The sequence below is a fragment of the Quatrionicoccus australiensis genome (genome assembly GCF_020510425.1).
In the GTDB taxonomy this organism is placed as follows: Bacteria; Pseudomonadota; Gammaproteobacteria; order Burkholderiales; family Rhodocyclaceae; genus Azonexus; species Azonexus australiensis_A.
In genome coordinates, this window is sequence record NZ_JAHBAH010000001.1 from 3,132,494 (window position 1) to 3,151,185 (window position 18,692).

The window sequence follows — 18,692 nt, forward strand, 5'->3', positions numbered from 1 at the left end:
TCTGCCGGGCTTTTTACAGATTTTCATTTTGTGGAATTTTCAGCCATGTACCGTTTGTTGCCCCTGCTCGTCCTTTTTCCGTCACTCGCCCAGGCGGCCGACACGCTGCCGATGGTGGGCGGCATCCCGGTCGACTTCATTCTTTTCGCGCTGACCCTGCTCGGCGTGGCGCTCTTCCATAACGCCACGCTGTACGTTGCCCTGACCGGCCTGGCGACGATCAGCCTGTACAAGATCGTCTTCACCGGCTTCAAGACGGGCCTCGGCATCGCCGGCTTCTTCGGCCATCTCGGGCATGAATGGGTGACGCTGGCCAACCTGTTCTGCCTGCTCACCGGTTTTGCGCTGCTCGCCCGGCATTTCGAGAAGAGCCACGTGCCGGTCATCCTGCCGAAATTCCTGCCGAACGACTGGAAGGGCGGCTTCGTGCTGCTGGTCATGGTCTTCGTGATTTCCAGCTTCCTCGACAACATTGCCGCCGCCCTGATCGGCGGCGCCATGGCACACCAGTTGTTCAAGGGCAAGGTACATGTAGGCTATCTGGCTGCCATCGTGGCGGCTTCCAATGCCGGCGGCTCGGGTTCGGTGGTCGGTGATACGACGACAACCATGATGTGGATCGACGGCATCAGCCCAGCAGCGGTCGTGCATGCTTACACTGCAGCCGGTGTGGCGCTGCTGATTACCGGTTACTTTGCCGCCAAGCAGCAGCATGCTTATTCGCCCATCCTCAAGAACGCCCATGCCGGAACCCATGTCGATTGGGGGCGCATTTTTATTGTCTTCCTGATGCTGGCTTTCGCGATCATTGCCAATGTCACGATCAACGTGAAATTCCCGAGCATGGCCGACGCCTTCCCTTTCATCGGGGTTGCCGTCTGGACGGCCATCATCCTGACCATTCCGGTGCGTCGTCATGACTGGGAACTCCTGCCGGATACCATCAAGGGCTCGGTCTTCCTGTTGTCCCTCGTTACCTGCGCTTCGATGATGCCGGTTGAGGCCTTGCCGCCGGCCTCGTGGCAGTCGGCCCTGACCCTGGGCTTTGTTTCCGCTGTCTTCGACAATATCCCGCTGACCGCGTTGGCGCTGCGCCAAGGTGGTTTCGACTGGGGCTTCCTGGCCTACGCGGTCGGTTTCGGCGGTTCGATGCTGTGGTTCGGCTCGTCGGCCGGTGTCGCTCTCTCCAGCATGTTCCCGGAAGCCAAGTCGGCCGCCCAGTGGCTGAAGCATGGCTGGCACGTGACGGTGGCTTACGTTGTCGGCTTCTTCTTCATGCTGGCGGTCCTCGGTTGGCATCCTGATCAGCCGCACAAGGCGGTTGCCGTTCCGGCGCCGGCTGCTGTCGAGGCACCGGTCGCTCACTGATCCGGCTGTTGTCCGAATCACGAAGGGGCTCTGCGGAGCCCCTTTTTTATGTCGGGTTTATGACAAAAAGTGCTCTGTTTTTGCACCATGATTGTGCGTAAAAATATTAACTAACTATATGATAAAAAAAGAAAAATCAATTCTATAATGCGCGCCTTTTTATCCGCTGAGTAGGCCGTTTTCATGACTAATGTATCCAGCTGCATGACCCGTATCGGTGACAACCATGGTTACCGTTTCGCTGGCGATTTCGTGCATCTCAATGCCGAAGTAAGTTTTTCCGATGCCGATCTGACGGCGGGTGCCAATTGGGCGCTGCAGTTGTGGGCCAGTGAAGCCGGTTTCTTCGATGGTTTGTGCGGGGTCAAGCTGGCCGAGCAGGCGGTCTGGCCGGTTGCCGGCGGTGTGCTGGTGAATGCCGAGTGCGCAGCCATGCTGCCGGCCGGGACGGCCGATCAGGCGCTGGCTCTGGCGCTGGTTGCTTTTGTGGCCGACGGTCAGGCCGAGCTGCGTGACCTGGCGGTCTACCCGGTGCGCGAGCGCTTTTTCCAGCCGCTGCTCGAAGGCAATGTTTCCTGCGCGCTGGCTGATGGAGTTGCCGAACTGAACATCGATGCGATCGGCAACCCGCGCGCTGCCGACAATCTGAGCGGTACCTTGTCGCTCGAAGTCTGGGCGCTCGACGCTCCCTACGCCGGCGGCAGCTGGGTGGGCGTGCCGGTGGCGACGGTCATTCTTGGTACCCTGGCGGGTGGCGAGCAGTGGTCGGCCTGTCAGTTCAGCGTGCCGGCCGCGTTGCCGCTTGCTGGCGCGGCGCTGACCGTGATGCTGCGCGAATGGACGCCGGCCGGTTATGTAACCCGCGATTACCGCAATATCGCTGCGCTTGCGGCGCCGGTGGCTGTTGCGGTTGTTCCTGCCGAAAAGGTCAAGCCCGCTGCCACCAAGAAGGTGCCGGTCGCCGAGGCCGCCAAGGAAACTGCGGCCGAGGCGGACAAGTCGGCCAAGTCAGGCAAGGTAGCTAAACCGGGCAAGGCAGCCAAGGCCGCCAAGAAGGCTGCGGCCAAGAGCGAAGCCAGGGGCGTATCGGTCAACACCGCCAGCGAGGCAGAATTGGCCGCGGTCAAGGGTCTGCCGCCCAGCGTCGCGCGCGCGATCGTCGCGGCGCGTCCGTTCGCCAGCCTTGAAGAAGTGTGCAAGGCCAAGGGCATGGGGCCGAAGATGCTGGCCAAGCTGCGCGATCAGCTGGTTCTGTAAGGGGTTTTTGTCGTACGGGCCGGGGCTTGTCGTATTGATGACAAGTTCCGGCCTTTGTTTTTTGTTTTAAAACAATGAATTGAGGGTGGCACCCGTCTTGCTAAATGTTATCCAGAACCTCTGGAGAACAGCATGAAAGCCAGCGAAATCCAAGCCCTGCTCGACGAGCCCGCCTGTACCCACAATACCAAGGAAAAGTCCGGCTGCGCCAAGCCCAAGCCGGGGGCGACGGCAGGCGGCTGTTCCTTCGACGGGGCGCAGATCGCGCTGCTGCCGATCGCCGACGTCGCGCACATCGTGCATGGCCCGATCGCCTGCGCCGGTTCCTCCTGGGATAACCGCGGTACGCGCTCAAGCGGCGTGACGCTGTACAAGATCGGCATGACCACTGATTTGTCGGAAACTGACGTCGTCATGGGGCGTAGCGAAAAGCGCCTGTTCCATGCGATCAAGCAGGCGATCGACAGTTACGCGCCCAAGGCCGTCTTCATCTACAACACCTGCGTCACGGCGCTGATCGGCGACGATATCGAAGCCGTCTGCCGCGATGCTTCGGCGCGCTGGGGCACGCCGGTGATTCCGGTCGATGCGGCCGGCTTCTATGGCACCAAGAATCTCGGCAACCGCCTGGCCGGCGAAGCCATGTTCAAGCATGTCATCGGCACTGCCGAACCGACGCCGGCTGCACCGCGTGCCGATGGTCTGCCAACCTACGACGTCAATCTGATCGGCGAATACAACATCGCCGGCGAATTCTGGAATGTCGCGCCGCTCTTCGATGAGCTGGGCCTGCGCATCCTGTGCACCTTGTCCGGCGATGCGCGCTTCCATGAAGTGCAGACCATGCACCGCGCCAAGGTGAACATGGTGGTCTGTGCCAAGGCGCTGCTCAACGTGGCGCGCAAGATGCAGGACGACTTCGGTATTCCCTTCTTCGAAGGCAGTTTCTATGGCGTCGCCGACGTTTCCAACGCGCTGCGCGATTTTGCGAAGTTGATCGGCGACCCCGACCTCATGGCGCGTACCGAAGCCGTCATTGCCCGCGAAGAAGCCAAGTCCAATGCCGAGCTCGATGCCTGGCGCGTGCGCCTGAAAGACAAGCGCGTCCTGCTCTATACCGGCGGCGTCAAGTCGTGGTCCATCGTGTCCGCGCTGCAGGATCTGGGCATGAAGGTAGTCGCCACCGGCACCAAGAAATCGACCGAAGAAGACAAGGCACGCATCCGCGAACTGATGGGCGAAGACACCAAGATGATCGACGACGGCAGCCCCAAGGCGCTGCTCTCGACCTATCACGAGTACAAGGCCGACATCCTGATCGCCGGCGGGCGCAATCTCTACACCGCCTTGAAGGCACGCATTCCCTTCCTCGACATCAACCAGGAGCGCGAATTCGGCTACGCCGGCTACAGCGGCATGGTCGAACTCGCCCGCCAGCTGGCGCTGTCGATGGAAAGCCCGGTCTGGGCCGCGGTGCGCAAACCCGCGCCGTGGGCCAAGGGAGCTGTCTCAGGCGCTGTGCTCACCGCCTGACGACGCCAGGCGTCATTCGCCGGGCGCGTTGCAGCCTGGGTGAAGGGTGATCGCGTGGCGGCAAGCTACCGGTCAACTTCCGCGCAGACACGAATTCGGCCGGCACGCTGCGTCTTGCCGATGCCCTGGCGCTACCGTCCGGGCGGATCGACAGCGGACCGAGATCGTGCCGTTCGCGCTGCCATCTGATCTTCAACTGGTGAAAAGGCGATGTGGCCGACCGTCTAACCGGCGGTCTCAGTCTTCCCCGATAGGCTTACTGTTCCTGCCATGCGTAGGTAGTCATGGTGAATTCGCCGATGGCGAGCGGGGCGGCAGCAGTTTTGCCGCGGATACGGGGTGAGCCTTCCGTCATGTTCCCGCATTTCCTGCCTTGTAGCGGTCGACCGGGGAAAAGGCCGATTTTCGGCATGGGCTGAACGCACAGGTATGCCGATGCTGCTCAAGTAACGCAGTAGGCAGGGCTGAACCTCGTCATATGGCTTCGTGATTGTCGTGCTTCGTGTTTATGGCGAAGTGCCATTGTCGGTTTTGTGACAGTGTGATCTTGTTGCAAATTGTTGTTTTTAAATGAAATCACTCCTTGGCGCGTTCCTTGCTCGGATGAAGGCAATCTCATCAGGACGATGTCCAAATGGCCGAAATCATCCAATCCAAGAAGGCGCTGGCGGTCAATCCTCTCAAGGTCAGCCAGCCGATCGGCGCTTCGCTCGCCTTTCTCGGGCTTAACCGCAGCCTGCCGCTGATGCATGGCTCGCAGGGGTGTACCGCTTTCGGCAAGGTGTTTTTCGTGCGCCATTTCCGCGAGCCGATTCCGCTGCAGACGACGGCGATGGATCAGGTGTCGACCATCATGGGCGCCGACGAGAACATCATCGAAGCCCTGGCGACGCTGTCCGACAAGAGCAAGCCGGACATCATCGGCCTGGTCACCACCGGTTTGTCGGAAACGCAGGGCACCGACATCCTGCGCTCGGTCAAGGAATTCCGCGCCGCGCATCCCGAGTTCGCGCATGTCGCCGTGGTCCCGGTCAATACGCCGGACTATGTCGGTTGCCTGGAAAGCGGCTACGCGCTGGCCATCGAGTCGCTGATCCAGACGCTGGTGCCGCCGAGCAGTTGCGTTGGCAAGCGGCCGAAGCAGGTCAATGTGCTGGCTTCGGCAATGCTGACGCCGGGCGATATCGAGGCGATCAAGGACTGGGTCGAGGCTTTCGGCCTGCGCCCGGTCGTCGTGCCGGATATCGGCGATTCGCTGGACGGCCACCTGGTCGAGGCGGAAACCTCGTCGCTGACCATAGGCGGTACGCCGCGCACGGAAATCGAGTCCATGGGCGAGTCGACCGCTACGCTGGTGATCGGCCCCTCGCTCGGCAAGGCGGCCAATATCCTGAAGGAACGTACTGGCGTGCCCGACTTCCGTTTCGATGGCCTGATGGGTCTCGACGATTGCGATGCCTTCACGCAGGCGCTGGCCGACATTTCCGGCAAACCGGTGCCGGAAAAAATCGAACGCCACCGCGCCCAGTTGCAGGACGCCATGGTCGACAGCCATTTCATGATCGGTTTCGCGCGCATCGCGCTGGCCGCCGATCCCGACCTGCTCGGCATGCAGGTGCGCTTCCTGACCAGCATGGGCGCCGAAATCGTCAGCGCGGTGAGTCCGGCCAAGCACGAAAGCCTGGCGTCGCTGCCGATCGGGAAAGTCATCGTCGGCGATCTCGAAGACATGGAAAAGCAGGCGCGGGCAGCCGGTGCGCAGTTGGTTATCGCCAACTCGCACGCCGTCGATACCGCGCACCGTCTCGGCCTGCCGCTGCTGCGTGCGGGCTTCCCGCAGTACGACCACGTGGGCGGTTATGCCCGCACCTGGGTGGGTTACCGCGGTACGCGGCAAGCCCTTTTCGATCTCGCCAACCTGATGCTGGGGCAACACCATGAACCCGAACCCTATCGATCAAGCTACTGGGCCGACGACCGCGACAACTGCGGTTCCGGCAAACAACATGTCATCGCGTCGTCTGCAGCTGGTCTGGTCCACTAAGCAGGAGCCTGCTGCCATGATCAAGGTTGCGTTTGCATCCACCGACCGCCTGCGCGTCAATCAGCACTTCGGTGCCGCCGAAGCCTTCGCCATCTACGAGGTGACGCCCGACAAGGCGACCCTGGTCGGGGTTGGCGAGTTCGCCGAGGAGGCCATGGACGGCAACGAGGACAAGTTGATCGCCAAGGTCGATTTCCTCGAAGGTTGTGCTGCGGTCTACGTCATGGCGATCGGTGCTTCGGCGATCAAGAAGCTGATGGCCAAGGGGATTCAGCCGATCCGCACCAATGAGGTCGATGCGGTCGACGACCTGCTGGGCGAGATTTCCAAGGCGATGAACGAAGGTGGCGTGGCCTGGGTGGATCGCGCCGTCGCCCTGCAAGCCAAGAAGACCGAGGACCGCTTCGCCAGCATGGAAGAAGAGGGTTGGCAGGGATGAGTGCCGGCATGATCGAACATCGCGGCATCGTCCAGCGCATCGACGCCGATCAGGCAATCGTCGCCATGGAAACCGCGGGTTGTTCGTCCTGCGGTCAGGGCGGCTCCTGCGGCATCGGCAAGATGGCGAGCGGGCGGGCGGCAACCTTGCTGACCCTGCCGGCCGGGCCGGATCTGCGGGTTGGCGACGCGGTCAGCATTGTTCTGCCGCAAAGCCGCCTGACGCTTTCTGCCTTGCTCGGCTATCTCTTTCCCGCTTTCGCCATGCTGCTCGGCGCCGGACTCGGCGCGACGCTCGACGGTAGCGATGCCGCCACGGCACTCGGTGCCATAGCCGGCTTTCTCGGGGCGCTCGTCATTTCCCGCGTTGCGATCGGCCTGATTCCCGGTTTGCTGCCGACGCCGCAGCTGATTTCCCTATCCAGTCATTCAAATGTTTCACAACAGGAGTTTCACCATGAGCACTGATCCGATCTTCGAAACCGACTTCGTCAAGGAAATGGCTCGCCAGATGCGCGCCCTGGACACCTACGGTACCTATACGGGCTGGACGGTCGAAAAGATCCTCGATCCCTACATCCTGACCAAGGAACGCAAGGCCGGCATCCCGCTGATCGGCGATCCGGACGACGAGACCATTTCGCGCGTCAAGGCTTTCTACAACGCGATTGCCGTATTGATCGAGAAGGAATGCAAGCTGCTCGCCGTGCCCCTCGTCCATCTGACGCACGAAGGCTTTGGTCGTTCGATCATCACTGTCGGCAAGCTGGTTGCCGTTGAAAAGACGCTGCGCGACGTACATCGCTTCGGCTTCCCGAGCCTGTCCAAGATGAAGGACGAAGCCGACAAGCTGCTCGGTATCGCCCTCGAGCGGATCGGGCAATACCCCGATGTCGCCGGGCTCTGAGCGGTCGACACTCTTTTTATCGTCAAAATCGTCGTCACAGGGAGGTTAGCTTGACCGAGGAAGAAATCAAAAACTTGGACAAGGAAGTCAAAAAGCTCAAACGCATTGCGTCCGAGTGGGCATCGCAAATGCACGATCTGGTTGAGGATCGTCTGCCCGCCGGTTATCTCGAAATCCCGGGCATCGCCCAATCCACGTTCGACGCCTGCGCGGCATGGGCGAAAGCCAATGCCAAACTGGCAGCCATTCAGAAAGGTTAAATCATGAGTTCCTACACTGCTCTTACCCGTGGCGGCGATGCCTGGGTTCCCGAGTTCGTCACCGCCATCAATCAGGAGAAGTGCATCGGCTGCGGCCGTTGCTACAAGGTCTGTCCGCGCGACGTGCTCGACCTGATCGATTCCGATGCCGATGACGACGAAGACGAAAGCGCAGCGGCCAAGATGAGCATCAAGGATGCCAACGACTGCATCGGCTGCGGCGCCTGCAACCGCGTCTGCCCGAAGCTCTGCTACACCTACGCGCCGATGGCTGCCTGAGTTTGAGCGGCATGCCGAACGCCAGTGGTCCGGTCAGACCGGACCCGGTTCTCGGTAGTGAGCTCTGCCAGGCGATTCGCCGGCAGGTGGAAAAACTCGGCCTCGAGATCGGCGATGAGCCGGTCTGGGCCGAGGCCGCCTTTGTCGAACAGGCTGACCCCTATTCCGGGGAGCGCAGCCTGGTCGGCACCTGGCGCGGCAAGGCGCGCTACGGCACGGTGACCCTGTTCCCGGATGGTCGGGTGTTTGCCGAGTATCAAGTGCTGTTGCCGCATCCGGCGCTGCCTGGTCATTATGTCGAGGCCGTCCAGGTCTGGGGCCGTGCCGGTGCGCTGAAAGGCGATCCGGTGATTGCCGCGTTTGCCGCTTGATCCGTATTTATCCTGGAGCTGCATATATATATGAGCGAAACCTCTGAATTGCCTCGCCTGATCATCCTGCACAAGCAAAGCACCAGTGCCCGGGTTCGCTTCATGACGCTCGGCGACAGTGTGCTCGCTTTTTCTCCTTTGCCGGAGCAGGCGGTCCTGCGCGACGAGTCTTACTCGCCGACGCTGCAGTTTCATCCGACTGCCGCGTTGCGTGCCGCCGAGAAGCAGCTTGGTCTACCCGAAGGCGGGCTTGAGCCGGTTGCCGAATTCTGTGTCTGGGTTGATACGCCGCAAGGTGATCAGGCTGTGTTGCTGGCCGCCTGCACCAGCATCGATCCGCCGTTCGAGGCGGCGGAAAAGCAGGGTGGAAAATTCATCGCCATTACCGAGGCGCGCCGCCTGCCTTTGGTCGAGCGCGAATTGTTGCGACGCGCTTACGAACATCTTTTGGGTTGATTGTCGCAAAAGCGACAAAGCTACGTGTTACAACAAATCAATAGATTCAATTGTTTATACGTTTTTCCCGGTATGGCACAGGGCTTGCAATGAATAGTCCATCTACTCTGGGAGAAACGCCATGATCAATCTGACCCCCGCTGCCGTTAAAGCCGTACAACGCTTTATTCGTGGTTCTGAAACGCCGGTTATCGGCCTGCGCCTGGTTATTTCGGGTGGTGGCTGCTCCGGCCTGCAATATGGCATGAAGCTCGAAGCCGAGAAGGCCGAGGATGACTGGGAGCTGGAAATCGACGGCGTCAAGCTGCTGGTCGATCCGATGACCATGCCGATGATCGACAACGTCACGGTCGATTTCATCGACACCCTGACCCATACCGGTTTCAAATTCGACAACCCCAACGCCAGCGCCCAGTGTTCCTGCGGCTCCTCGTTCTCGGTTTAAGGAGCAGACAACATGTGGGAATACTCTGACAAGGTTCGCGAACACTTCTTCAACCCGCGCAACTCCGGTCCGCTTGAAGAAGCCAACGGCATCGGCGACGTCGGTTCCATCCAGTGCGGCGATGCGCTGCGCCTGATGCTCAAGGTCGATCCGGAAACCGAGATCATCCAGGATGCGCACTTCCAGACTTTCGGCTGCGGTTCGGCCATTGCCTCTTCCTCGGCGCTGACCGAAATCATCAAGGGCATGACCCTGGACCAGGCACTTGAAGTGTCGAATCAGAACATCGCCGACTATCTCGATGGCCTGCCGCCGGAAAAGATGCACTGTTCGGTGATGGGGCGTGAAGCCCTGCAGGCTGCCATCGCCAACTACCGTGGCGAAGAGTGGTCCGACGATCACGAAGAAGGCGCCCTGATCTGCAAGTGCTTTGCGATCGATGCGGTGATGATCGAAGACGTGGTCAAGGCCAACAACCTGAATACGGTTGAAGAGGTCACTTTCTATACCAAGGCCGGCGGTGGTTGTGCTGCCTGCCATGAAGGTATCGAGGAAATCCTCGCCAAGGTGATGGCCGAGCGGGCCGGTCCGGGCGAAGTCTCGCCGCCGCCGGCTTGCCCGGCGACGCCGGAAGCGCCGAAGCCGCCAGCCAAGAAGCTGTCGATTGTCGAGAAGATCGCCAAGATTCAGGAAGTGCTGGAGTCGGTCCGTCCGATGCTGCAGCGCGACCACGGTGACGTCGAGCTGGCCGACGTGCAGGGCAAGAAGATCTATGTGCATCTGAAGGGCGCCTGTTCCGGCTGCATGATGGAAGCGGCCACCCTGGGCGGCATTCAGCAGAAGATGATCGAAACGCTGGGCGAACTCGTGCAGGTCCTGCCGTCCTCGCACATGCCGGTCGACGCGTAAGAATCCCCAATCCCGACAGAGAAACCAAAGGACTGCGCCATGGAACCGATCTATCTCGACAACAACGCCACGACGCGCTGCGATCCCGCCGTCGTGGAAGCCATGCTTCCTTTCTTCACCGAGCATTTCGGTAACGCGTCGTCGATTCACGCCTTTGGCAGTGAAGTCGGTAAGGCGCTAAAGAAAGCCCGCGGTCAGATTCAGGCGCTGCTCGGTGCCGAACACGACTCGGAAATCATCTTTACTTCCTGTGGCACCGAGTCCGACTCGACTGCGATTCTCTCTGCGCTCAAGGCGCAACCGGACCGCAATACGGTCATTACGACCAATGTCGAGCATCCAGCCATCCTGACGCTGTGCGAATGGCTGGAGAAGGAAGGTTATATCGTCCACAAGCTCAAGGTGGACAAGAAGGGGCGGATCGACATCGACGAATACAAGTCGCTGTTGAACGACCGTGTCGCCATCGTTTCCGTGATGTGGGCCAATAATGAGACTGGTACGATTTTCCCGGTGGAAGAAATGGCCGAACTGGCCAGTGCCAAAGGCATCATGTTCCACACCGATGCCGTGCAGGCCGTTGGCAAGATTCCCATCGATCTGAAGAACACCAGGATCGACATGCTCTCTCTCTCTGGCCACAAGCTGCATGCGCCTAAGGGGATAGGCGTCCTTTATCTGCGGCGTGGTTGCCGCTTCCGTCCGCTGCTGCGGGGTGGTCATCAGGAGCGTGGTCGCCGGGCTGGCACCGAAAACTCGGCCTCCATCGTCGGCCTTGGTGTTGCCTGTGAATTGGCGATGCAGCATATGGAAGAAGAGAACACCACGGTCAAGCGTCTGCGCGACAAGCTGGAAAAAGGCCTGCTCAGCCAGATCACGCATTGTTTCCCGACCGGTGATGTCTCGAACCGCCTGCCCAATACCTGCAATATCGCCTTCGAGTACATCGAGGGTGAAGGCATTCTGATGCTGCTCAACAAGGTGGGCATTGCCGGCAGTTCGGGTTCCGCCTGTACTTCCGGCTCGCTCGAGCCTTCGCATGTGATGCGGGCGATGGGTATTCCATACACCGCCGCCCATGGCACGATCCGTTTCTCGCTGTCGCGTTACAACACCGAAGCGGAAATCGACCGGGTGATCGCGGAAGTCCCGCCCATCGTCGCCCAGCTGCGCAAACTTTCCCCGTACTGGAGTGACAAGGGTCCGGTGGCTAATCCCGAGGCCGCCTTCGCTCCGACTTACGCCTGACGGCAGCCGTTCTCTCTCAGCAGTAACCTCGGTTGGCCCCGGAAGCGATTCCGGGGCCCTTTTTTGTCTACAGACTGGTTAAGTTGGGGGAGGCGCCAAAAGCGGCCGAAAAGGGACGAATTGAATTAATTTCGAAAACAGTATTGACCTTGGTTTGAAGTTCTATATAATGCGCCCCTCCTTGCAGCGCTTGGTTCTACGGGCGGTGAGGGGAAGAAGTGGTGGTTTGAGTTTTGGCAGGTTGAGCGAAAAAAGATTTCAAATTTTGCTTGACGGTTTAGCTGAAGTTCTTCATAATCTCGCTTCTCTGCTGCTGACGGATTTAACGAGACGGCGCGGTGGAAATGATCTTTAACAATTTGAACAACCGATAGGTGTGGGTGCCTTGATGCTAGTGACTTAGGTCACACAAAAGTATTAAAGGCAATCACACGGATGGAGAGATCCATCGAGGTAGAAGTTAAATTCTACCGTCAGTGAATTGTGAGTAGTAATGTTGGATTGAACTGAAGAGTTTGATCCTGGCTCAGATTGAACGCTGGCGGCATGCCTTACACATGCAAGTCGAACGGCAGCACGGGAGCAATCCTGGTGGCGAGTGGCGAACGGGTGAGTAATGTATCGGAACGTACCATTGAGTGGGGGATAACGTAGCGAAAGTTACGCTAATACCGCATATACCCTGAGGGGGAAAGCAGGGGATCGCAAGACCTTGTGCTCTTTGAGCGGCCGATATCAGATTAGCTAGTTGGTGAGGTAAAGGCTCACCAAGGCGACGATCTGTAGCGGGTCTGAGAGGATGATCCGCCACACTGGAACTGAGACACGGTCCAGACTCCTACGGGAGGCAGCAGTGGGGAATTTTGGACAATGGGGGCAACCCTGATCCAGCCATGCCGCGTGAGTGAAGAAGGCCTTCGGGTTGTAAAGCTCTTTCGGCCGGGAGGAAATCGCATCAGTTAATACCTGGTGTGGATGACAGTACCGGAATAAGAAGCACCGGCTAACTACGTGCCAGCAGCCGCGGTAATACGTAGGGTGCGAGCGTTAATCGGAATTACTGGGCGTAAAGCGTGCGCAGGCGGTTTTTTAAGACAGGCGTGAAATCCCCGGGCTCAACCTGGGAACTGCGCTTGTGACTGGAAGGCTAGAGTATGGCAGAGGGGGGTGGAATTCCACGTGTAGCAGTGAAATGCGTAGAGATGTGGAGGAACACCGATGGCGAAGGCAGCCCCCTGGGCCAATACTGACGCTCATGCACGAAAGCGTGGGGAGCAAACAGGATTAGATACCCTGGTAGTCCACGCCCTAAACGATGTCAACTAGGTGTTGGGTGGGTAAAACCATTTAGTACCGGAGCTAACGCGTGAAGTTGACCGCCTGGGGAGTACGGCCGCAAGGTTAAAACTCAAAGGAATTGACGGGGACCCGCACAAGCGGTGGATGATGTGGATTAATTCGATGCAACGCGAAAAACCTTACCTACCCTTGACATGTTCAGGATCCTGAAGAGATTTGGGAGTGCCCGAAAGGGAACTGGAACACAGGTGCTGCATGGCTGTCGTCAGCTCGTGTCGTGAGATGTTGGGTTAAGTCCCGCAACGAGCGCAACCCTTGTCGTTAATTGCCATCATTTAGTTGGGCACTTTAACGAGACTGCCGGTGACAAACCGGAGGAAGGTGGGGATGACGTCAAGTCCTCATGGCCCTTATGGGTAGGGCTTCACACGTCATACAATGGTCGGTACAAAGGGTTGCCAAGCCGCGAGGTGGAGCTAATCCCAGAAAGCCGATCGTAGTCCGGATCGTAGGCTGCAACTCGCCTGCGTGAAGTCGGAATCGCTAGTAATCGTGGATCAGCATGTCACGGTGAATACGTTCCCGGGTCTTGTACACACCGCCCGTCACACCATGGGAGCGGGTTCCGCCAGAAGTAGGTAGCCTAACCGCAAGGGGGGCGCTTACCACGGCGGGGTTCGTGACTGGGGTGAAGTCGTAACAAGGTAGCCGTAGGGGAACCTGCGGCTGGATCACCTCCTTTCTAGAGAAAGCATCACTGGCACCCACAACCTATCGGTTGTTCAATGAGTAGCAAACAGACGAGGGTCTGTAGCTCAGTCGGTTAGAGCACCGTCTTGATAAGGCGGGGGTCGTTGGTTCGATTCCAACCAGACCCACCAACGTCAAATCAAGTAAGCGAGCAGTACGAGGCGCGAGACATCGCCGCATACACCTGTATGCAAGATGTTGAGCAACGACGTAATGCGAAGCTTAACGGGGGATTAGCTCAGCTGGGAGAGCACCTGCTTTGCAAGCAGGGGGTCAACGGTTCGATCCCGTTATCCTCCACCAGAACCTAAAGATAAGCAGAGATGTTTATCTTTAGCTTTTGAGGAATCAATTGCTACGCTCTTTAACAAATTGGAAGAAGGTTGTGTCACTCGTGCTGATGAGGCATGGGTGATGCGTTGTGATTGCATCTGTAACGTCTTCGGACGATACAGCACAAATATGAGTTTGCCTGTAGCCGCTCTCGCTAAGAGAGTACAAGGTTATAGGATCAAGCGACTAAGTGCATGTGGTGGATGCCTTGGCGATCACAGGCGATGAAGGACGTGCAAGCCTGCGAAAAGCGGGGGGGAGCTGGCAATGAAGCTTTGATCCCCCGATATCCGAATGGGGAAACCCACCTCTTATGAGGTATCCCTGACTGAATACATAGGTCAGGGAGGCGAACCCGGTGAACTGAAACATCTAAGTAGCCGGAGGAAAATAAATCAACCGAGATTCCCCAAGTAGTGGCGAGCGAACGGGGAGCAGCCTGCTAGTGATAGCGGAATGGTTAATGGAACGGAATGGAAAGTCCGGCCGTAGTGGGTGATAGCCCCGTACATGAAAACCAATCCGTGGTACTAAGTTAGCGAAAAGTAGGGCGGGGCACGTGAAACCTTGTCTGAACATGGGGGGACCATCCTCCAAGGCTAAATACTCGTGATCGACCGATAGTGAACTAGTACCGTGAGGGAAAGGCGAAAAGAACCCCGGGAGGGGAGTGAAATAGATCCTGAAACCGCATGCATACAAACAGTGGGAGCCGACTTGTTCGGTGACTGCGTACCTTTTGTATAATGGGTCAGCGACTTACGTTGTGTTGCGAGCTTAACCGAATAGGGGAGGCGTAGCGAAAGCGAGTCTGATAAGGGCGTTTAGTAGCACGGCGTAGACCCGAAACCGGATGATCTATCCATGGCCAGGATGAAGGTGCCGTAACAGGTACTGGAGGTCCGAACCCACTAATGTTGAAAAATTAGGGGATGAGCTGTGGATAGGGGTGAAAGGCTAAACAAATCCGGAAATAGCTGGTTCTCCCCGAAAACTATTTAGGTAGTGCGTCACATATCACCAACGGGGGTAAAGCACTGTTATGGCTAGGGGGTCATCGCGACTTACCAAACCATGGCAAACTCTGAATACCGTTGAGTGCGAGTGTGGCAGACAGACAGTGGGTGCTAACGTCCATTGTCAAGAGGGAAACAACCCAGACCGCCAGCTAAGGTCCCCAAGACACAGTTAAGTGGGAAACGAAGTGGGAAGGCATAGACAGCTAGGAGGTTGGCTTAGAAGCAGCCATCCTTTAAAGAAAGCGTAATAGCTCACTAGTCGAGTCGTCCTGCGCGGAAGATGTAACGGGGCTCAAACTGTGCACCGAAGCTGCGGATATCGAAAGATATGGTAGGGGAGCGTTCTGTAGGTCTGTGAAGGTGACTTGAGAAGGTTGCTGGAGATATCAGAAGTGCGAATGCTGACATGAGTAGCGATAAAGGGAGTGAAAAGCTCCCTCGCCGAAAGCCCAAGGTTTCCTACGCAACGTTCATCGGCGTAGGGTGAGTCGGCCCCTAAGGCGAGGCAGAAATGCGTAGTCGATGGGAAACAGGTCAATATTCCTGTACCGATTCTAGATGCGATGTGGGGACGGAGAAGGTTAGGTCAGCCATCTGTTGGAATAGGTGGTTTAAGCGTGTAGGAGTGTCCCTTAGGCAAATCCGGGGGAATTATCTGAGGCGTGACGACGAGGCACTACGGTGCTGAAGTGATTGATACCAAGCTTCCAGGAAAAGCCACTAAGCTTCAGTCTAGAATTGACCGTACCGCAAACCGACACAGGTGGGCAGGATGAAAATTCTAAGGCGCTTGAGAGAACTCAGGAGAAGGAACTCGGCAAATTAACACCGTAACTTCGGGAGAAGGTGTGCCCCGGTAGGGTATAAGTCCTCGCGACGAAAGCCCGATGGGGTTGCAGTGAAATGGTGGCTGCGACTGTTTAATAAAAACACAGCACTCTGCAAACACGAAAGTGGACGTATAGGGTGTGACGCCTGCCCGGTGCCGGAAGGTTAAGTGATGGGGTGCAAGCTCTTGATCGAAGCCCCGGTAAACGGCGGCCGTAACTATAACGGTCCTAAGGTAGCGAAATTCCTTGTCGGGTAAGTTCCGACCTGCACGAATGGCGTAACGATGGCCACACTGTCTCCTCCTGAGACTCAGCGAAGTTGAAATGTTTGTGAAGATGCAATCTCCCCGCGGCAAGACGGAAAGACCCCATGAACCTTTACTGTAGCTTTGCATTGGACTTTGAATCGGTCTGTGTAGGATAGGTGGGAGGCTGTGAAACCGGGACGCTAGTTTCGGTGGAGCCAACCTTGAAATACCACCCTGATTTATTTGAGGTTCTAACCTTGATCCGTGAATCCGGATCGGGGACCGTGCATGGTGGGCAGTTTGACTGGGGCGGTCTCCTCCCAAAAGGTAACGGAGGAGTACGAAGGTACGCTTAGGACGGTCGGACATCGTCCATAAAGTGCAATGGCAAAAGCGTGCTTGACTGCGAGACCCACAAGTCGAGCAGGTGCGAAAGCAGGTCATAGTGATCCGGTGGTTCTGTATGGAAGGGCCATCGCTCAACGGATAAAAGGTACTCTGGGGATAACAGGCTGATACCGCCCAAGAGTTCATATCGACGGCGGTGTTTGGCACCTCGATGTCGGCTCATCTCATCCTGGGGCTGTAGCCGGTCCCAAGGGTATGGCTGTTCGCCATTTAAAGAGGTACGTGAGCTGGGTTTAAAACGTCGTGAGACAGTTTGGTCCCTATCTGCCGTGGGCGCTGGAAATTTGAAGGGGGCTGCTCCTAGTACGAGAGGACCGGAGTGGACGAACCTCTGGTGTACCGGTTATGACGCCAGTCGTATCGCCGGGTAGCTATGTTCGGAAGAGATAAACGCTGAAAGCATCTAAGCGTGAAACTCGCCTTAAGATGAGATTTCCCGGAGTCTTGAACTCCTTAAAGGGTCGTCGAAGACCACGACGTTGATAGGTCAGGTGTGGAAGCGCAGTAATGCGTTAAGCTAACTGATACTAATTGCCCGTACGGCTTGATCCTATAACCTTGTAATACACTGCAAGCAATACTCATAAAGCAGTCACAACAATCAACCTTCTATCCCAATTTGGCCTGACGCAATCCGCGGCAGGCACACAAGTTACGCTTGGCGGCAATAGCCTGCTGGACCCACCCCTTCCCTTCCCGAACAGGACCGTGAAACAGCAAAGCGCCGATGATAGTGAGTATTTCGCTCGCGAAAGTAGGTCACCGCCAGGCTCCCATTTCAAAAGCCCCTCTAGCTCTCGCTAGCGGGGCTTTTGTGCGTCTACAACACTCAAAATATCGAGAGAATCAAACGAGGGCGCGAAAAGACCTCGACGCTTTTACCGGCAAACTTTCGTGCTGCTAAAGAGTTTTTCAGGGAGAGGGCTGGTTCAGCCCGTTCGCCCATTGCAAGGCATGCGTCTGGGCACGGTTGAGTGCCTTGATGCTGATGCCGTCAAGTTTTTGCAGGTGCTTGCTCAGGATCTCCAGATCGCCTGTTTCACAGGCGGCGGTGATTTGTAGCAGGTTACCCAGGATGTTGTCCGGGTTGGAGCCGGTCAATGCTTCCTTGACCTCTTCGGCGAGGCCGAGCGGGGCGATGATTTCTTCGATCGGCAGACTGATCAGGGCGGGCATCAGAGACATGATGCCAACCATGAAGGCGTGATCGGCGAAGGCGTTGTTGCCAGGTCGCATTTCCTCTGCAAGTAGTTCCATCAGTCGGCCGCGGGTGGCCGCCATCAGCAGTAGTGGATTCGTCGAGCCGGCCTGCTTGCCGGAGGAGAAGACCAGAAGTTGCAGCCAGCGTTGCAACTGGCGACGGCCAAGCACGGTAATGGCGTGGCGCAGCGAGGTGATGGTTTCGGTGCTGCCGGCGCCGACCGAATTGGTCATGCGCAGCAGGTTGACCGTCAGGCCGGGCTCGGGCTTGAGAGCTTCTTCCAGTTCGCTGGTGTCGGCGTCGCCGAGCAGTAATCCCATCAGTTTCATCAGGGACAGTTGCGAGTGGTCGAGTTTCTTGCCGGCGATAATGGTCGGCTTGGCGAAGTAGTAACCCTGAAACAGCGTGAAACCGAGTTTCAGGCATTGTTCCATCTGCTCGCGCGAATCGACTTTTTCTGCCAACAGGATTTTGCCCATCGGTTTCAGCTTCATCACTAGCTGCATGATTTCGACGCGTGACAGCGGCTGGATATCGACCTTGATGATTTCAACCAGCGACAGCAACTCGGCAAATTCCGGTGCGAGCTGGATGACATCATCCAGGGCCAGTGTAAAGCCTGCTGCCTTCAGTATCTTGCAGCGTTCGATGACGGCCGGGGTTGGCGGTACTGTTTCCAGAATTTCGAGAACGACCGATTCTTTGGGCAGCAGTTCGATCAGGTCGCTGAACAGGAAGGCTTCATCGATATTGATGAAACCGCGACAGTTGCCCAGCGCGGCTTCAACGCCCAGTTCGGAAAAGGTATTGGCGATGACGGTCGCGGTCGCCTGGACGCCATCCGTGACATCGGCAGCATTGCGCGAGCCGTTGCGGAACAGGAGCTCATAAGCGTAAAGGCGCTGCTCCCGGTCAAGGATGGGTTGGCGTCCGAGAAAGAGTTGGTCGCTGGTGACTTCGCTCAAGAGAGCTCCTTAAATCAGCTTGGTGCTTCCGGCCGGATGGCCCGCCGCACAGGTCAAAATCTCACGGCACCCCTGTATCTTTTGCAGAAAGGTGGCAGAACCGTGGATGGTGAGCAATTGGCTA

15 protein-coding genes, 2 tRNA genes and 3 rRNA genes are annotated in these 18,692 nt (G+C 57.6%); 19 read left to right on the forward strand and 1 reads right to left on the reverse strand.

All coding sequences use genetic code 11. From position 1 onward, the window contains the following. Nucleotides 1-45: 45 nt before the first annotated feature. The 19 genes from KIG99_RS15120 (at nt 46) to rrf (ending at nt 17,173) form a co-directional block, all read left to right on the forward strand. Nucleotides 46-1,368, forward strand: a complete 1,323-nt coding sequence (locus tag KIG99_RS15120; protein WP_226460904.1) for a citrate transporter — start codon at nt 46-48, stop codon at nt 1,366-1,368. A 183-nt stretch (nt 1,369-1,551) separates the two neighbouring features. Then, nucleotides 1,552-2,625, forward strand: a complete 1,074-nt coding sequence (locus tag KIG99_RS15125; protein ID WP_226460905.1) for a ComEA family DNA-binding protein — start codon at nt 1,552-1,554, stop codon at nt 2,623-2,625. Between the two features lie 132 nt (nt 2,626-2,757). After that, nucleotides 2,758-4,158 (forward strand): nitrogenase iron-molybdenum cofactor biosynthesis protein NifE, encoded by a 1,401-nt coding sequence (gene nifE, locus KIG99_RS15130; RefSeq protein WP_226460906.1) that lies wholly within the window; start codon nt 2,758-2,760, stop codon nt 4,156-4,158. Nucleotides 4,159-4,792: 634 nt separating this feature from the next. Further along, nucleotides 4,793-6,202: a nitrogenase iron-molybdenum cofactor biosynthesis protein NifN gene (gene nifN, locus KIG99_RS15135; RefSeq protein WP_226460907.1), complete on the forward strand. Its 1,410-nt coding sequence runs from the start codon at nt 4,793-4,795 to the stop codon at nt 6,200-6,202. A gap of 16 nt (nt 6,203-6,218) precedes the next feature. Continuing rightward, on the forward strand, nt 6,219-6,641 hold the full coding sequence (locus KIG99_RS15140; RefSeq protein WP_226460908.1) for a NifB/NifX family molybdenum-iron cluster-binding protein: 423 nt from the start codon (nt 6,219-6,221) through the stop codon (nt 6,639-6,641). Nucleotides 6,642-6,649: 8 nt separating this feature from the next. Beyond that, nucleotides 6,650-7,108: a SoxR reducing system RseC family protein gene (locus KIG99_RS15145; RefSeq protein WP_226460909.1), complete on the forward strand. Its 459-nt coding sequence runs from the start codon at nt 6,650-6,652 to the stop codon at nt 7,106-7,108. Further along, nucleotides 7,098-7,547, forward strand: coding sequence for a NifX-associated nitrogen fixation protein (locus tag KIG99_RS15150; protein WP_226460910.1), 450 nt, complete (start codon nt 7,098-7,100; stop codon nt 7,545-7,547). The genes KIG99_RS15145 and KIG99_RS15150 overlap by 11 nt, the downstream gene beginning before the upstream one ends. Nucleotides 7,548-7,597: 50 nt before the next feature. After that, nucleotides 7,598-7,807 (forward strand): CCE_0567 family metalloprotein, encoded by a 210-nt coding sequence (locus tag KIG99_RS15155; protein ID WP_226460911.1) that lies wholly within the window; start codon nt 7,598-7,600, stop codon nt 7,805-7,807. Between the two features lie 3 nt (nt 7,808-7,810). After that, nucleotides 7,811-8,086, forward strand: a complete 276-nt coding sequence (gene fdxB, locus KIG99_RS15160) for a ferredoxin III, nif-specific (RefSeq protein WP_226442788.1) — start codon at nt 7,811-7,813, stop codon at nt 8,084-8,086. A gap of 11 nt (nt 8,087-8,097) precedes the next feature. Further along, nucleotides 8,098-8,457: a hypothetical protein gene (locus KIG99_RS15165; RefSeq protein ID WP_226460912.1), complete on the forward strand. Its 360-nt coding sequence runs from the start codon at nt 8,098-8,100 to the stop codon at nt 8,455-8,457. Between the two features lie 30 nt (nt 8,458-8,487). Beyond that, nucleotides 8,488-8,913, forward strand: coding sequence for a hypothetical protein (locus KIG99_RS15170; RefSeq protein ID WP_226460913.1), 426 nt, complete (start codon nt 8,488-8,490; stop codon nt 8,911-8,913). A gap of 121 nt (nt 8,914-9,034) precedes the next feature. Then, nucleotides 9,035-9,358 (forward strand): HesB/IscA family protein, encoded by a 324-nt coding sequence (locus KIG99_RS15175; RefSeq protein WP_226442791.1) that lies wholly within the window; start codon nt 9,035-9,037, stop codon nt 9,356-9,358. A gap of 12 nt (nt 9,359-9,370) precedes the next feature. Further along, nucleotides 9,371-10,267, forward strand: coding sequence for a Fe-S cluster assembly protein NifU (gene nifU, locus KIG99_RS15180; RefSeq protein WP_226460914.1), 897 nt, complete (start codon nt 9,371-9,373; stop codon nt 10,265-10,267). Nucleotides 10,268-10,306: 39 nt separating this feature from the next. Further along, nucleotides 10,307-11,515, forward strand: a complete 1,209-nt coding sequence (gene nifS / locus KIG99_RS15185) for a cysteine desulfurase NifS (RefSeq protein ID WP_226460915.1) — start codon at nt 10,307-10,309, stop codon at nt 11,513-11,515. 503 nt (nt 11,516-12,018) lie between these two features. Continuing rightward, a 16S ribosomal RNA gene (locus KIG99_RS15190) occupies nt 12,019-13,556 on the forward strand. A 62-nt stretch (nt 13,557-13,618) separates the two neighbouring features. After that, nucleotides 13,619-13,695: transfer RNA gene (locus KIG99_RS15195), tRNA-Ile, on the forward strand. 96 nt (nt 13,696-13,791) lie between these two features. After that, a tRNA-Ala gene (locus tag KIG99_RS15200) sits at nt 13,792-13,867 on the forward strand. Between the two features lie 206 nt (nt 13,868-14,073). Next, a 23S ribosomal RNA gene (locus tag KIG99_RS15205) occupies nt 14,074-16,954 on the forward strand. Nucleotides 16,955-17,059: 105 nt separating this feature from the next. Next, a 5S ribosomal RNA gene (gene rrf, locus KIG99_RS15210) occupies nt 17,060-17,173 on the forward strand. The 16S, 23S and 5S rRNA genes sit together here with 2 tRNA genes alongside, the layout of an rRNA operon. Before the next feature lie 141 nt (nt 17,174-17,314). On the opposite strand, the gene KIG99_RS15215 is transcribed toward rrf, so the two are convergent. Further along, nucleotides 17,315-18,568: an EAL and HDOD domain-containing protein gene (locus KIG99_RS15215; protein ID WP_226460916.1), complete on the reverse strand. Its 1,254-nt coding sequence runs from the start codon at nt 18,566-18,568 to the stop codon at nt 17,315-17,317. Nucleotides 18,569-18,692 lie beyond the last annotated feature (124 nt).

Bases quoted from the DNA above. Each gene is read 5' to 3' on its own strand.
- KIG99_RS15120 (WP_226460904.1), top strand. From the start codon at position 46: ATGTACCGTTTGTTGCCCCTGCTCGTCCTTTTTCCGTCACTCGCCCAG.
- KIG99_RS15125 (WP_226460905.1), top strand. From the start codon at position 1,552: ATGACTAATGTATCCAGCTGCATGACCCGTATCGGTGACAACCATGGT.
- nifE (WP_226460906.1), top strand. From the start codon at position 2,758: ATGAAAGCCAGCGAAATCCAAGCCCTGCTCGACGAGCCCGCCTGTACC.
- nifN (WP_226460907.1), top strand. From the start codon at position 4,793: ATGGCCGAAATCATCCAATCCAAGAAGGCGCTGGCGGTCAATCCTCTC.
- KIG99_RS15140 (WP_226460908.1), top strand. From the start codon at position 6,219: ATGATCAAGGTTGCGTTTGCATCCACCGACCGCCTGCGCGTCAATCAG.
- KIG99_RS15145 (WP_226460909.1), top strand. From the start codon at position 6,650: ATGATCGAACATCGCGGCATCGTCCAGCGCATCGACGCCGATCAGGCA.
- KIG99_RS15150 (WP_226460910.1), top strand. From the start codon at position 7,098: ATGAGCACTGATCCGATCTTCGAAACCGACTTCGTCAAGGAAATGGCT.
- fdxB (WP_226442788.1), top strand. From the start codon at position 7,811: ATGAGTTCCTACACTGCTCTTACCCGTGGCGGCGATGCCTGGGTTCCC.
- KIG99_RS15165 (WP_226460912.1), top strand. From the start codon at position 8,098: ATGCCGAACGCCAGTGGTCCGGTCAGACCGGACCCGGTTCTCGGTAGT.
- KIG99_RS15170 (WP_226460913.1), top strand. From the start codon at position 8,488: ATGAGCGAAACCTCTGAATTGCCTCGCCTGATCATCCTGCACAAGCAA.
- KIG99_RS15175 (WP_226442791.1), top strand. From the start codon at position 9,035: ATGATCAATCTGACCCCCGCTGCCGTTAAAGCCGTACAACGCTTTATT.
- nifU (WP_226460914.1), top strand. From the start codon at position 9,371: ATGTGGGAATACTCTGACAAGGTTCGCGAACACTTCTTCAACCCGCGC.
- nifS (WP_226460915.1), top strand. From the start codon at position 10,307: ATGGAACCGATCTATCTCGACAACAACGCCACGACGCGCTGCGATCCC.